This window comes from Cellvibrio chitinivorans (assembly GCF_035117775.1).
Taxonomy (GTDB): Bacteria; Pseudomonadota; Gammaproteobacteria; order Pseudomonadales; family Cellvibrionaceae; genus Cellvibrio; species Cellvibrio chitinivorans.
Map to the genome: position 1 here is coordinate 19,026 of NZ_JAYKKN010000009.1, position 14,250 is coordinate 33,275.

General features: G+C 47.4%; 11 protein-coding genes and 1 riboswitch. Of the genes, 1 reads left to right on the forward strand and 10 read right to left on the reverse strand.

What is annotated here, in order from left to right; all coding sequences use genetic code 11:
- Nucleotides 1-322: 322 nt before the first annotated feature.
- From SPL68_RS17270 to nhaD, 10 genes are all read right to left on the reverse strand, one after another.
- Nucleotides 323-1,225: a LysR family transcriptional regulator gene (locus SPL68_RS17270; RefSeq protein ID WP_323816418.1), complete on the reverse strand. Its 903-nt coding sequence runs from the start codon at nt 1,223-1,225 to the stop codon at nt 323-325.
- 123 nt (nt 1,226-1,348) lie between these two features.
- A complete protein-coding gene (parE, locus tag SPL68_RS17275; protein WP_323816419.1) occupies nt 1,349-3,232 on the reverse strand; it encodes a DNA topoisomerase IV subunit B in 1,884 nt (627 codons plus the stop codon).
- Between the two features lies 1 nt (nt 3,233).
- Nucleotides 3,234-3,821 (reverse strand): YqiA/YcfP family alpha/beta fold hydrolase, encoded by a 588-nt coding sequence (locus SPL68_RS17280; protein ID WP_323816420.1) that lies wholly within the window; start codon nt 3,819-3,821, stop codon nt 3,234-3,236.
- A 6-nt stretch (nt 3,822-3,827) separates the two neighbouring features.
- Nucleotides 3,828-4,610 (reverse strand): 3',5'-cyclic-AMP phosphodiesterase, encoded by a 783-nt coding sequence (gene cpdA, locus SPL68_RS17285; RefSeq protein ID WP_323816421.1) that lies wholly within the window; start codon nt 4,608-4,610, stop codon nt 3,828-3,830.
- A 290-nt stretch (nt 4,611-4,900) separates the two neighbouring features.
- A complete protein-coding gene (locus tag SPL68_RS17290; RefSeq protein WP_323816422.1) occupies nt 4,901-5,410 on the reverse strand; it encodes a DUF1249 domain-containing protein in 510 nt (169 codons plus the stop codon).
- 136 nt (nt 5,411-5,546) lie between these two features.
- Nucleotides 5,547-6,173: an NUDIX domain-containing protein gene (locus tag SPL68_RS17295; RefSeq protein WP_323816423.1), complete on the reverse strand. Its 627-nt coding sequence runs from the start codon at nt 6,171-6,173 to the stop codon at nt 5,547-5,549.
- 63 nt (nt 6,174-6,236) lie between these two features.
- Complete coding sequence (gene thiC, locus SPL68_RS17300) at nt 6,237-8,147, reverse strand: phosphomethylpyrimidine synthase ThiC (RefSeq protein ID WP_323816424.1); 1,911 nt, start codon at nt 8,145-8,147, stop codon at nt 6,237-6,239.
- Nucleotides 8,148-8,186: 39 nt separating this feature from the next.
- A complete protein-coding gene (gene thiD, locus SPL68_RS17305; RefSeq protein ID WP_323816425.1) occupies nt 8,187-9,002 on the reverse strand; it encodes a bifunctional hydroxymethylpyrimidine kinase/phosphomethylpyrimidine kinase in 816 nt (271 codons plus the stop codon).
- A gap of 77 nt (nt 9,003-9,079) precedes the next feature.
- A riboswitch (TPP riboswitch) is annotated at nt 9,080-9,176 on the reverse strand.
- 124 nt (nt 9,177-9,300) lie between these two features.
- On the reverse strand, nt 9,301-10,542 hold the full coding sequence (locus SPL68_RS17310; RefSeq protein ID WP_323816426.1) for a cation:proton antiporter: 1,242 nt from the start codon (nt 10,540-10,542) through the stop codon (nt 9,301-9,303).
- 182 nt (nt 10,543-10,724) lie between these two features.
- Complete coding sequence (gene nhaD / locus SPL68_RS17315; protein ID WP_323816427.1) at nt 10,725-11,981, reverse strand: sodium:proton antiporter NhaD; 1,257 nt, start codon at nt 11,979-11,981, stop codon at nt 10,725-10,727.
- Between the two features lie 627 nt (nt 11,982-12,608).
- Between nhaD and SPL68_RS17320 the strand changes: the two genes are divergently transcribed.
- Entirely contained in the window at nt 12,609-13,976 is a 1,368-nt protein-coding gene (locus tag SPL68_RS17320) for a TolC family outer membrane protein (protein ID WP_323816428.1), read from the forward strand.
- Nucleotides 13,977-14,250: the final 274 nt, after the last annotated feature.

A 14,250-nucleotide genomic window follows, 5' to 3' on the forward strand; every position in this document is an offset into this window, starting at 1 on the left:
TATTACTAATGATGATCCATAAAGATGTGGATCTGGTGCAAAAAAGGCCTGCGTTTCTTTTCAGAAACGCAGGAAATTGCTATGAGATAAAAACAATTTAAAACAACAACACTTGGATCAAAAACTAGCTGGATTACATATGTCAGTGAATCCATACAATCAACAGACTCACGCGAACAGCCGATCAACCTCATACGTGGGGTTGATATATTCCAATCAACGCGCATCTCTGTTGACTTGATTCTGCAAGCTAATCATTTACAGATCAAACCAATTGATATCTAAATCCATCTAATTTGTGTATAGAACAAACATATGAGATTTAACTGTCACTTTCATTTTTAAACTCCGGCAACACCTCATTCAGCAGGGTTTCAAGCGCAGGATTGTGGTTATCTTTGCGATAGCTGTAGACCATTTCCACTGGCCGAACCGGTGTGGTGTGCAACTTCCGCAGCAACAAACCTTCAAAATGCAGACTGGTTGCCGACTTGGGGATAAGCGCAACACCAATTCCCGATTGCACCAAGGCCAGCATGGTGTGGATCTGCGCCACATACTCCACTATCTGTGGTAACACTTCTTCTTGCTGAAAACACGCGGAGAGTAGATTGTGAAAGTAACGCGCTTCATAAGGGGAATACATCAGAAAAGGTTTTTCATGCAAGCTGGCGAGTGTCGGCTCCTCCGGCCATAACTCTGCGTCATGCTTGGGAATGGCGAGATACAACTCCTCGCTGCCTAAGACTCTGGTCTCCAACTCACCATCGTGGTTATGGGGACGAACCAAGCCTATATCCAACACATTGGAGTGCAGCGCTTCAAGCTGCGCTCCCGTCACCAACTCTTTGAGCGTGAGTGATACTTCCGGCGCCCGCTCGCGCAGGCGGCGAACAATTTCAGGCAGTAATTTATAGCCAAATGAGGCGGTAAATCCGATCGACAGCGAGCCCTTCTCACCTTTGGCATTGCGCCGTGCAGTTGCAGCCGCCTCCTCTGCCATGCGCAAAATCCGCGCAGCATCAGGGAAAAATGCCTTGCCTGCTGCAGTCAGGCGCACAGTGCGACTGGTTCGCTCCAACAACTGCGCGCCTATTTGATGCTCCAATAAGCGAATCTGCCGACTCAGTGGCGGCTGGGTCATATTCAAGCGCTCGGCAGCGCGACTGAAGTGTAATTCCTCTGCAACTGCGACAAAGCAACGCAATTGGCTTAGCTCGAACATTAATTCACCATCAATATCAATTATTAAAGATTAATTCCCTATTGATATTAGATGTTTTCCAGAAACGCGCAAGAAGGCAATCCTGCGCAAATCTATTCAAACTAATGTGACCACTTACAAAAATTAGACTTCAGCCAGATTTCCTTTTTCTTCCAACCAATTTTTGCGGTCGGCTGCACGTTTTTTTGCGAGCATCATATCCATTACCTGCATGGTGCCATCCTCTTCATCCATCGTGAGTTGTACCAAGCGGCGAGTGTCGCGTGCCATGGTAGTTTCACGCAGCTGTAACGGATTCATTTCACCCAAACCTTTGAAGCGTTGCACATTCGGTTTGCCTTTTTTGTTTTCCGCCGCGATGCGGTTTAGCACACCATTTTTCTCGCCTTCATCGAGTGCGTAATAGACCTCTTTGCCGATATCGATGCGATACAAGGGCGGCATAGCTACATACACAAATCCATTACGGACTAAAACAGGGAAATGTTTTACAAATAATGCGCACAATAGTGTGGCGATATGCAAACCATCCGAGTCAGCATCCGCGAGGATACAAATTTTGTGGTAGCGCAACTCACTTAAATCTTCACTGCCGGGATCCATGCCAATCGCGACAGAAATATCATGAACCTCTTGGCTACCTAAAATTTCACCTGAATCCACTTCCCATGTATTCAGAATTTTTCCGCGCAGCGGCATGATCGCCTGAAACTCGCGGTCGCGCGCTTGTTTTGCAGAGCCGCCCGCCGAATCACCTTCCACTAAAAACAATTCACTGCGTGCAGGGTCACCGCTCGAACAATCAGCCAACTTACCGGGTAAAGCTGGCCCTTGGGTAACGCGTTTACGCTCAATTTTTTTACTGGCACGCACACGTTTTTGCGCGTTGCTAATACAAAACTCTGCAAGCTTATCGCCATCTTCAGTGTGCTGGTTTAACCAAAGTGCAAATGCATCTTTTGCAATGCCTGATACAAACGCAGCCGCTTCACGCGAGGTTAAACGCTCTTTGGTTTGACCAGAAAATTGTGGGTCAGCGTGTTTATAAGAGAGAACATAACAGCAGGCATTCCACAAATCTTCCGGCGCGAGTTTAATTCCGCGCGGAATTAAATTGCGGAATTCACAGTAGTCGCGCAACGCATCCAACAAGCCTGTGCGCAATCCATTTACATGAGTTCCACCCTGCGCTGTTGGGATCAAGTTGACGTAGCTTTCCTGAATCAGCTCACCGCCATCTACCAGCCATTGCACCGCCCAGGTTGCCGCTTCGGTTTGGCCACTGAAATCACCGACAAAAGGTTGCTCAGGTAACGTGAGCCACTCTTGCGTTGCACCGGCGAGATAATCTTTCAAACCGTCTTCGTAATACCACTCATCTTTTTCGCCGGTCTGCTCATCTAAAAAGGTGACCATCAAACCCGGACACAAAACTGCTTTTGCGCGAAGTACATGGCGCATGCGAGTGACAGAAAATTTATTGCTGTCGAAATAAGTTGGATTAGGTAAAAAGTGAACGCTGGTTCCAGTTTGGCGCTTGGGGCAGGTATCGATAATTTCCAACTCACTGGCTTTATCGCCGTTGGAAAAACCCATCTGATAAACATTGCCATCGCGCTTGACAGTAACAATTAATTTTTCTGACAGCGCGTTTACAACCGACACACCCACGCCGTGCAAACCACCGGAAAATTGGTAGTTTTTATTGGAAAATTTGCCGCCTGCATGGAGCGTACACAGAATAACTTCTACACCGGGTTTACCCTGCTCAGGGTGAATATCCACCGGCATACCGCGACCATCATCAATTACGGTAATCGATTGATCTTTGTGCAAAATAACGTTGATGGTTTTTGCATGGCCTGCAAGCGCTTCGTCAACCGAGTTGTCGATAATTTCCTGCGCGAGATGGTTGGGGCGCGTGGTTTCGGTATACATACCGGGGCGCTTTTTAACGGGATCTAACCCCGTGAGTACTTCAATATCTTCTGCGGAATAATTAGCCATCTTATGTTCTATTTACCGAGTGATTAAAAAATGTCATGCAATCGGGAAGGTAACGTTCAAAGCCTTGAAAAGCGTGATCGCCGCCCTCTTCTATTGTTTGTTTGCACGCGTGATATTTTTGTACAGCGTGTCGGTAATCGAGGGTTTCATCACCCGTTTGTACCAACAGCCAATAATTCTCTGGATGTGCAACGGGCACATCGGCGGCAATGATTTCGTCGATATGCCCTGCATTTAAGCGGTAGCTATCATCGGTGTGATAACTTTTCAGGTCAACCTCTAAATAGGCAGGCATAAAATTTTGTGGGCGCACCGCAGGGTTTATCAGCACCGCAGGCAAATTGTATTTTTCTGCCAACCAGGTTGCCCAAAAACCACCCAGCGAGCTACCCATCAAATACACAGGTTCCGGCAGTAGGCACGCAATTAATTCATCAAGTTGCTGCTGTGTTTGGGCAGGATAAGGCGTTAATTGCGGGCAGAAAAATTTCACTTCTGGATGATTCACCGCCAACCAGTGCGCGGTTTGTTGTGCTTTAAATGAGAGAGGGGAACTCAGAAAACCATGAACATACAGCAGTGCAGCCATGAGCGATCAATAACCTGCTGATTTGTAATCAATCACGTACTGTTTGTTGGTCACGCGAGCGACGCCTGTCGCAAAAGAACCATCATCGTTCAAATCAAACCAACGATAACCGGGCATTTGAGTATCTACCGTAAAGTCGTCGCATTGCGGTTTAAATTGCACACAGGTTGATGGCGTAGCCAGCAGTGTTACGCCATTGCGCTGTGTTTGAAATTCCTGATGCACGTGCCCCCAGGAAATAATTTTTACTTGTGGATAAGCATCAACCAGCTGGAAAAATGCATCGGCATTACGCACAACGTACTGATCGATCCAGGCACTGCCGACCGGCACGATCTGATGATGCAATGAAATAAATATCGATTTATCAGGATGCTTTTTCAGCACAAACTCAAGAAAGTCCAACTCACTCGCGGCAAGCTGACCATACACCTGACCAGGAACGCTGGAGTCGAGCAATACCAAAAGCCACTCGCCAAAAGGAATCAGGCGGTTTTGCACATCAAGCGAAGCCTGTACCGACTCCATAATATCGGCAGAATCATGGTTACCGGCGAGCCAACTGACGGGTTGATTGAAATGATTGCGGATAATCTGAGCGAAGCGACGATAACAATCGACATGTGCGTCGCTAGCGACATCACCAGTGCAGAGAATGTGATCAAAACCAGATTCAGCCTGCTGGATAAGCTGTAGCACATCCTCAAGGCTCTGGTCGGTATTTAACCCCAAAAGAGTTTCGCTCTGCTGCGAGCCCAAATGGCAATCGGTTATTTGTATCAGGCGCACTGGCGGCTCTCGTCCCTCGATAGTCGGGTTCTGTAAGTCACAGACTGAATTCCACTCTCACTGACGCGTAGACTTAAGTGTCAAAATGGATAAGTTTCACTCGCAACGATATACGCTAATTTTGCTTTGCGCCACCCTGAAATGAAGGAAAAAAATACCTTTTCGTACAAAAAGTATGATTTTTGTGAGGGAGTTTAGAGTTGACAGGATAGTTTTTGACCGCTCTTTTCGGTCAAACCAAAAGAAAACTAAAGCGACAGACTCAGACGAGAAAGCAACTAGAAGAACAGCTATTCGAGACAAAAACCCGCATCAACCCCGTGGCCATGTTCAAGACACAGAGCCAACCACTCACCCAAAAAGCGATTGAGTTGATACTTTTCATCGCTTTGATACATGGCTTGGTTGGGATACTCGTAACGCGGACGCAAGCGCTTATGCCCTTCCCATGCCAGAACCTCGGCAAGTTTTGCATCGTGATACATGCGCAGGGTCAGTTTTGGCAAGGCTAACCAAGCTGAGCTTTCGCCAATCGCTGTACGACTTAATTCTAGGGTTGTGGTGTAAGGAGAGCGCTCAATAACTCGCAGCAAATGCAACCAATGTTGCTGACCGCGCGCAATCATAAATCGCTGCTCATTTGATGAGCTATCTGGGTTCTGTTGCTGATTAGCTAGTAGCTTTACCAAGCGCACATAATTCGCTTCACACTCCGCCATCTGTAACGGCAAATCCACCTTATAACGTTCTTTATAGGTAACGTAGGCTGGTTGTGCTGTGGCAGCGCGCAATGTGAACATAGAGGCCTTAAGTTTTGCCAATAAAAGAAATAAAACAGAGAAGTCGGTTAAGCAGTAGCAGGTCATTTTGATAAAGAAAAACGCCTGCTGTTGAAGTGTTAGCCAGAGTCGATGCTAAGTCAATGGCTGCAAAAAATTATTCATTGCTCGCGGCTTGGGACTGTAACCGTACGCGATTGATTTGCAACCATTGCAAACAGATAAGTGCCGCGGCGTTATTGAATGCCCCGTTATACAGCTCTGCAAAAACATCATTTGCGGCAAATAGGTGAACGCGAATATCTTCGCCTTCTTCCGGTAAACCGTAAATTCCGCCTGCCTCACTTAAATCGCACAGACCACAAAACAAGTGTAATTTTTCATCGCAACCACCAGGGCTGGATAAATAATTACAAATATATTCCATTGCATAAGGCGCTACATTTGCTTCTTCAATTAATTCGCGACGCGCAACTTCTTCAGGGGATTCCCCCTCTTCCAACATGCCCGCAACAACCTCAAAACACCAAGGGCCGTTAGGTTCATCCAGCGCGCCAATACGAAATTGCTCTACCATGCCAATCAAATCATTGACCGGATCATAAAGCACAACCGCAACCGCTTCACCGCGCACAAATAATTCGCGGCCGATTTCCTTACCCCAGCCGCCTTCAAACAACTTGTGCCGTAGGAATACTTTTTCTACGCGAAAAAAACGCTTATACATTTCTTCGCGGCGAATAATTTCTACATCAGCTCGGGTGAACCTTGGTTTTTCAATCATCAAACAATCCTGTTCGCAAAAGAACTAATCCCTTCAACTGAAGGGATTAGTATCATCGCTTTATTACACTTTATGGTACAACTCAGAACCTTGTTCCAAAAACTCTTTGGATTTTTGCTGCATTTCGGCTTCGACATCAATCATTTTAATAATATCTTGATCACCGATAACTGAAATATCCGTACCATTTTTAGCAGCGTAATCACGTACTTCTTGCGTGATTTTCATTGAGCAAAATTTCGGCCCGCACATAGAACAGAAATGTGCCACTTTTGCGGAATCTTTTGGCAAGGTCTCATCGTGGTAAGAGCGCGCAGTATCTGGATCCAAGCCAAGGTTAAACTGATCTTCCCAGCGGAATTCAAAACGCGCCTTGGACAAAGCGTTATCACGCAATTGAGCACCCGGATGCCCTTTGGCCAAATCAGCCGCGTGAGCAGCAATCTTGTAGGTGATGATGCCTTCTTTTACATCATCTTTATTCGGCAAACCCAAGTGCTCTTTAGGCGTTACATAGCACAGCATAGCGCAGCCGTACCAGCCGATCATAGCCGCACCAATACCGGAAGTGATGTGATCATAACCCGGCGCAATATCGGTGGTTAATGGGCCAAGGGTATAGAAAGGCGCCTCATCGCAAACTTCCAACTGTTTTTCCATGTTTTCTTTAATCATGTGCATTGGCACGTGACCCGGGCCTTCGATCATGCACTGCACGTCGTGCTTCCAGGCGATTTTGGTCAGCTCGCCCAAGGTTTCCAGTTCACCAAATTGCGCTTCATCGTTAGCGTCGGCAATCGAACCGGGGCGCAAGCCGTCGCCCAATGAAAAACTTACATCGTAAGCTTTCATAATTTCGCAAATTTCTTCGAAGTGGGTGTAAAGGAAGTTTTCTTTGTGATGCGCCAAACACCACTTGGCCATGATTGAACCGCCGCGCGATACAATCCCCGTTACCCGCTTGGCGGTAAGCGGAACGTAGCGCAGCAATACACCGGCGTGAATAGTGAAATAATCCACGCCCTGCTCTGCCTGTTCGATCAAGGTGTCGCGGAAGATTTCCCACGTCAGGTTTTCCGCAATGCCGTTTACTTTTTCCAGCGCTTGATAAATCGGCACGGTGCCAATAGGCACGTGCGAGTTGCGGATAATCCACTCGCGGGTTTCATGAATGTTTTTACCGGTAGACAAATCCATTACGGTATCCGCACCCCAGCGCGCGCCCCACGTCAGTTTTTCTACTTCTTCTTCGATGGATGAACCCAACGCTGAGTTGCCGATATTGCCGTTAATTTTCACCAAAAAATTACGGCCGATAATCATCGGCTCTACTTCCGGGTGGTTGATATTGGCAGGAATAATTGCACGGCCACGCGCGACTTCACTGCGCACAAATTCCGGCGTAATTTCATCGGGAATACTCGCCCCAAAACTCATGCCGGCATGCTGATCTTTCAGCACACCCAATTCACGCGCTTGAGCAAGCGCCATGTTTTCGCGAATCGCGATGTATTCCATCTCGGGCGTGATAATGCCTTTTTTGGCGTAGTACATTTGCGATACGTTCATACCCGGTTTTGCGCGACGCGGTTGGCGTGTCAGATTAAAACGCAGGTGATCCAGACTCGCATCGCTCAAGCGCTCTTTGGTAAATTCAGAATGGCTGTCTTGCAAAATTTCAGTGTCATTGCGCTCTTCAATCCATACAGAACGCACATCGCCCAAGCCAGCGCGCAGGTCGATAGTGACATTTGGATCGGTGTAAGGACCTGAGGTGTCGTACACACGCACAGGGGGATTTTTTTCGCCGCCAAAGTCGGTTGGCGTATCAGCAAGCATAATTTCACGCATAGGAACTTGAATATCCGCACGCGAGCCCTGCACATAAATTTTTTGCGAACCGGTGAAAGGTTGTACTGATGCTTTATCAACTTCAGCAGTTTGACTGAGGTTTTTTTCGACACTGGAATTCATAGTAATAGCCCTGCCTATAAAATGAGTCTGTAGATCGTTTTAATAAAAGGAATGGAAGTGATGCACCGGACCTGAGCCCTGCCCTATGTGCAAGCTTTCAGATTGCACTAGCGCTTGTTGTAAATAATTTTTTGCCTGTTTGACCGATTCGCTCAGCGATATTTTTTTTGCCAAACCGGCGGCAATTGCCGATGCCAAGGTACAACCCGTTCCGTGAGTATTTTTTGTTTGTAGGCGCGGAGTAGAAAAGGCTTCTGTTCCCGCTGCGGTGATTAATAAATCCGTCGCATTTTCGCCATGAGTGTGACCGCCTTTCATCAGCACAGCACGCGCCCCCAAGGCGAGAATTTTTTCACCTTGCGTTTGCATTTGCTCAAGATCAGTCGCGACCGAGGTGTTCAGTAAAACGGCAGCTTCATGCAAGTTAGGCGTAATCACAGTAGCAAGCGGCAATAGCTTTTCAATCAGCGTTTGGATCGCATCTTCAGCCAATAAACGATCACCACTGGTTGCGACCATTACCGGGTCGAGCACAAAAGGAATATGTGGGCAGTGACGCAAAGACTCAGCAACCGCCGCGATAATATCGGCAGTCGCTAGCATTCCAGTTTTAATTGCACCTACGTCAATATCGCTCAGCACCGAATGAATTTGCTGTTGCACAAACGCAGGCGGAATAGGAAAAACACCTTGCACACCGAGAGTGTTTTGCGCGGTCAATGAGCTGATAGCGCTGCAACCAAATACGCCCAGTGCGGAAAAAGTTTTTAAATCGGCTTGAATACCCGCGCCACCACCACTGTCACTTCCAGCGATGGTCATTGCGATAGGAGTTTGAGGTTTTGCTGAGCTCATTGCACATCCGCATATTATGAATTGCTAGCAATGGCGCGGTGTAAACGAGAAAAGATCCAGCATGGACTAGATGCTAAAAACGGAAGGCTCTCGTTCCCTACGCCGGTACTAACCGGATCAGGTCGACGGGTATATCTCAGCCAATGCAACGCATCAGCACCCCGACAAGAAAGTGGGCAGTCTAGTGAACTTGGATGATCGAGTAAAGGAACCTTTTGGATTAAGGCAAGCATGAAGACTGCACATAAAAAAACGCCCGGAGCTTAGCTGCGGGCGTTTTGACTTGCAGGAATGAATCTTATTCGGTCTTTTCTTGTGACTTCAACAATCCCAACTTGCCCGCAAGCAACGCGGTTGTCGGCGCTTGCAACAGAATGGTTCCCAAAATAAAGATAAAGGTAATCGCCCCTACCACATCGATACCCGGTACTTTCATACCCGCCAGAATACCGACCAAGGCCGCCGGAATCACACCGGTTTCGCGCGTCCAGCTCATAAATACCAATTCCTGCCAGGTCCACTTAGCGCGACGATCTGGCGCAGCACAGATAAACACTGTCAGCGGGCGTGCGATAAACACAAAGATCAATAGCAGCAGGATACCAACCCCCAGATATTCCTTGAGCAGATGGAAATCTACTTGCGAGCCCAACAAGATAAAAATAAACATGCGCATCAAGAGCGCGGTATTACCCACATAATCTTCCAGATATTCATGCTCGTGATGATCGAGCGGCAGGTTAAATGACTCTTTATTGCCAATCATCACCCCGCAGGTAAATACCGCCATAAAACCCGATGCACCAATTTCATCAGCCAGTAAAAATACTGTGATCACCGCCAGAATAATCACAAACGGTGTCACCTCGCGGAAAATACCAAAGCTGTTATGCGCCATCAGGAAGGCAGCGCTGTAACCCACAATCGCGCCCAACACCAAGCCCATGCCCGCCTCATAAACCAGCTCGCCCAATGAGTGGGTCAGACTAAAACCTTCGCCTGTGCCCATTACGTAAGCGACTACCGCGAAAGTGGCGATAGCGCCCATCGCATCGTTAAGTGCAGACTCACTCATCACCGTTTGCGATACGCGATCTTTAATCGGCACTTGTTTGAAGATAGGCACCAAGGTTGCCGGGTCAGTAGATGCCGTCAGCGCGCCCAACACCAGCGCAATCCCCAGAGGAATACCTAGCCAAACACCTGCAAAGGTAGTGATAGCACCAGTGATGAGCACGCCGATTGTCGCCATCACTAGCAGTGAAATCCAAATCTCTTTTAACACCGCAAAGCGCAGTGTCGCCCCACCTTCAAATAACAGGTAGCAGGCACCAATGGTGAGAATGAGCTGATTCATGGTGGAATCGGCACCCACATGCAAAATGCCACCGACAGTCGGCCCCAAACAAATACCAATTAGCAGGAATAAGACTATGTCGGGGACTTTGATTTTTTTGGCGATAACCCCGCCCAACAACCCCGTAAAAATAATGATCCCGACATACATTAGGTCGAGCTTGGCAATATCCAGCGATGACATGACAACTCCGGTTTAATAATGAAAAAGGGGAAGAGGAGGAATTGCGCGCATGCTGGCAGTAACCAGATAGAAACATTATAAATTGCGTGTAAATTTTATCCGCCAGAAACGCAAAAGCCGGGAAAATCCCGGCTTTTGTATCGCTTGAACACAATCGATTAGTTAAATCATATCGCTTGTAATTACGGAAAAATCGCTGTCGCGAGCAGCAGAGCCACCGTATAACCACTGGTGTAGGCAATCAACACCAAGGGGCTGTAACGCAGGAAAGCACCAAAGGTCAGACCTTGCACTTTGCTCATAGCGATAATACCTGCAGCCGAACCAATCGCCAGCAGCGAACCACCCACACCTACACCGTAGGTCAACGCTAGCCATTCAGAGGTTGGCAGCACCGGATCGGATTTCAGCAATGCAGCGGTCAAAGGCACGTTATCGATCAGTGCCGAGAACAGACCCATCAAATAGTTCGCATATTGCGGTGCGATTTGCGCGTAGAAACCAGTGAGCAAATCAAGGGTGCCGATTTCTTTGAGCATGCCTACCAGCAACAAAATCCCGAGGAAGAACAACAGGGTTTCGTATTCGATCTGGCGTACATATTCCAGGATGCGGGTTTCTTCCGGATCCATATCCATAAAGTGGCCGATGAAGAACATAATCGACAAACCAACCAAAAAGGTCAGTACCGGCGGAACACCAAAGAAGAAGTTAAACAACATGGTGCACAGGATGGTGCTGAAGAAAGTACCTACGATGGCCCAATCCATACCAGTAAAAGTGCGCGGATCTTTTTCGGTAGTCACCTGACCCGATACGCCAGGGAACATCAAACCCGCCAACACCATCACACCTACGATCGCCGGAACCCACAGCAGCAGCAGTTGCGGCATAGTCACGTGACCGGACAAGAAAATCATCAAGGTAGTAACGTCACCGGTAATCAAGGCAACACCACCAGAGTTCACCGCAAACACGACCAACACGGCCAGCTTGATACGGGTTTTCTGCTCCACATCAAATGCGTGCACCAAGCCTAGAGTTACCAAGGTCGCGGTCACGTTATCGCAGATCATCGATAACATCATGGCGAAGATCGCTACCATGATCATCAAGCTGCGTGTACTCATTTGCGCCGGACACAAACGTTGCACCACCGACTGCACAATCCCTTTGGCGTTGAGATAGGCTACGAAGGTCATAGTCGCCATCAGGAATAACCAGAGTGTGGCAATCTCCAGCAGGTTCTCGTTGAGCTTTTCCAGCATGACATCCTGTTGCGATTCACCACCGGAGAACATGAACATCACCAGCCATGAAAGGCTGCCGAAAAACAAGGTCGTTTTGGCTTTGTTGATATGAATGACTTCTTCGAAGACCACCCCGAGCAGTGCAAGCACGGCAAAGATGATCAGAATTACCTCAAGGGACATTGGCATATAAGACCTATAGAGAAAGTTAACGAAACCTTGCGGGAAAGATGGCGCAGCCACTGCGCTCACTGGCGCGAAAACCCGTCTTGAATTGGGCGCGCATGATAAAAGTTGCACCTCAATGAAGCAATCAAACACCGCGATAATCCGCGAGAAAATCGATAATTTGCGGCGATCCGTCGATATAAACCGAAAAAACACCCAGTTTCAGCGGATAAATTCACTTTGACAAAAACCCATTTGCGAGATATCACAAAACATCACACTGACAATTTTGTGCGCAGTGAATCTATATGCTGCGAGCCTGCATCTAAAGCTTTGCTGTCAGATAGATGTATTCATCTGCTGATGAACAATTTCTTAGGGTATATATCCTTATATATAGGATAGAGATAGAAGGTATAGAAAGGTAAACGCATCAGCTCCGCTTACATTTGTAACTTCACGTTAAGTGCGCTACGTTTTACCCTTTTTAACTACTGAACCCTCGTTCATTTCTCGACCCCAAGGCAGCAAGCGGCTAAACTCCACGCAACCTGTCGCTTAGTACTTACGCCCGCAAGATCAAGGTAGCTAGCATCATTGCTGCGGGTGTTGAACTGGAATTCCCAACTCTGGACTTTGGAAACCTTTATGAAAAAGACCAAGCTTTACCTGCTCGTCAGCCTCTTCTCCCTTACTCCATTTACTGCCAACGCCAACAGTTTGCTAGATGTATATGAGTTGGCGCTGCAAAATGATGCGCAATTAAAAGCCGATCAGGCCAAATACGAAGCTGGTCTGGCGAACAAAGCCATTGGTCGCTCCAACTTACTGCCGCAAGTAAATGCCGTTGCCCAGTACACCAACAACAACGAAGACACGGTTAACAACCTGAACAACGATAATGTGTTGGTTACCGACCGCGACAGAACTGGCTGGGAAATATCGTTAACCCAACCTCTGTTCAACATGAACGCTTGGTACACCTACAAACAAGGCGCAACACTGAGCGATCAAGCTGAAGCACAATTTGGCGCCGACCAACAAAGCCTGATTGTTCGCACTGCTGAAGCCTACTTCAATGTATTGCGCGCGATTGAAACGCTGGAAGCAACCAATGCCGAAGAAAAAGCACTGGAGAAACAGCTTGAGCAAACGAAGCAACGCTTTGATGTAGGTCTGACCGCTATTACTGAAGTACATGAAGCGCAGGCTGCATTTGATAGCGCCAGAGCAGCAACTTTAGAGGCACGCGGCAATTTGGGCATCAGCTATGAAGCGCTTGAAGTATTGACTGGCAAACCAGAGGATCAAGTTGCTCCTTTATCGCCAAAATTTCCGGTGGTTGCACCATCACCCGCAAACCGCGCTGACTGGGTTGAGTTTTCACTCAAAAACAACTACGGCCTGAAAGCATCCAAATTACAAGCTGATGCATCACTGCAAAACGCCAAAGCTAACAAATCCAACCACCTGCCAACGTTAGGCGCATCACTTGGCTATTCAGATTATGAATTGGAAGGCCTTACCAGTGGCGAAGATCAGGATCTTTCTACCGATGGTACATCGGTAAATATTCGCCTCGACATTCCTATTTATAGCGGCGGAGCTACTTCAGGCCGCAGCCGTCAAGCTTACGCGCAATACAATCAGGCACAAGAGCTATACAACAGCACTCAACGCAACGTAATTCAAAATACGCGCGCTCTGCATTTGTTAGTTGAAACAGATGTCGCCAGCGTACAAGCACGCAAACAAGCGATTGTGTCTGGCCAGTCAGCACTGGAAGCAACCCAATCAGGATACGAAGTGGGTACTCGCAACCTGGTAGAAGTATTGTTGGCGCAGCGCAATTTGTATCAAGCGCGCCGCGATTATTCTGATGCTCTCTATAACTACGTTATCGACACAATCAAATTGCGCGAAGTAGCCGGTATGCTGACCCCTGCTGACGTACAGGACATCGATAAATGGTTGTTAGACGATGCATTAGTTAGCCGCAGCCAATACGAAAATTAATTGCGATAAAAATATTTTTATTTATTTCAAAAATGCCGGGCCAAAACCCGGCATTTTTTATTGATAAAAAAATTCAATTTATTTCATGTCATGCAGCGGAAACGGTTACAAACCACGTCTCAAAAAAATAAATTGGCACATAAAAATATTCAACTGTCTAATTAATAGGCATATAGTCATTTTCGCTTTTCGCCGTATCAAGAGCACACATAACAATAAAATGTCTGCCCTTATCTTCATTGGAAAAAGCTGTACCTTCTGAATTTAGCAGGCA

Bases quoted from the DNA above. Each gene is read 5' to 3' on its own strand.
- SPL68_RS17270 (WP_323816418.1), bottom strand. From the start codon at position 1,225: ATGTTCGAGCTAAGCCAATTGCGTTGCTTTGTCGCAGTTGCAGAGGAA.
- parE (WP_323816419.1), bottom strand. From the start codon at position 3,232: ATGGCTAATTATTCCGCAGAAGATATTGAAGTACTCACGGGGTTAGAT.
- SPL68_RS17280 (WP_323816420.1), bottom strand. From the start codon at position 3,821: ATGGCTGCACTGCTGTATGTTCATGGTTTTCTGAGTTCCCCTCTCTCA.
- SPL68_RS17290 (WP_323816422.1), bottom strand. From the start codon at position 5,410: ATGTTCACATTGCGCGCTGCCACAGCACAACCAGCCTACGTTACCTAT.
- SPL68_RS17295 (WP_323816423.1), bottom strand. From the start codon at position 6,173: ATGATTGAAAAACCAAGGTTCACCCGAGCTGATGTAGAAATTATTCGC.
- thiC (WP_323816424.1), bottom strand. From the start codon at position 8,147: ATGAATTCCAGTGTCGAAAAAAACCTCAGTCAAACTGCTGAAGTTGAT.
- thiD (WP_323816425.1), bottom strand. From the start codon at position 9,002: ATGAGCTCAGCAAAACCTCAAACTCCTATCGCAATGACCATCGCTGGA.
- SPL68_RS17310 (WP_323816426.1), bottom strand. From the start codon at position 10,542: ATGTCATCGCTGGATATTGCCAAGCTCGACCTAATGTATGTCGGGATC.
- nhaD (WP_323816427.1), bottom strand. From the start codon at position 11,981: ATGCCAATGTCCCTTGAGGTAATTCTGATCATCTTTGCCGTGCTTGCA.
- SPL68_RS17320 (WP_323816428.1), top strand. From the start codon at position 12,609: ATGAAAAAGACCAAGCTTTACCTGCTCGTCAGCCTCTTCTCCCTTACT.